The following is a 410-nucleotide window of genomic DNA, read 5'->3' on the forward strand; positions in this document are numbered from 1 at the left end:
ACACCGCTGATTGAAGGTGGTGACGTGGTCGTGGCACTGGGTGACCGTATTCTGGGTCGTGTTATTGCTGAAGACGTTTACAAGCCCAATCAGCCAGGTGAACTGGTGATTCCAGCCGGTACTCTGGTGGATGAAAAATGGGTCAAAATGATCGAAGCGGAAGGTATTGATGAAGTGCGTGTGCGCTCCGCCATTACCTGTGAGTCCCGTACCGGTATTTGCGCCAAGTGTTACGGTCGTGACCTTGGACGTGGTCATCAGGTGAACGTGGGTGAAGCGGTAGGTGTTATTGCTGCCCAGTCGATTGGTGAGCCTGGTACCCAGTTGACCATGCGGACGTTCCACATTGGTGGTGCGGCCTCGCGGTCATCGGCGGCAGACAGTGTTCAGGTCAAGAACAAGGGTACCTT

Annotated in this window: 1 protein-coding gene; it reads left to right on the plus strand. The window is 54.6% G+C overall.

Annotated elements, in window-relative coordinates; all coding sequences use genetic code 11:
* Positions 1-410: hypothetical protein (locus tag Q4563_RS16545; protein WP_303605263.1), on the plus strand; the 410-nt coding region annotated here is incomplete at both ends.

The organism is Gilvimarinus sp. 1_MG-2023 (genome assembly GCF_030548285.1).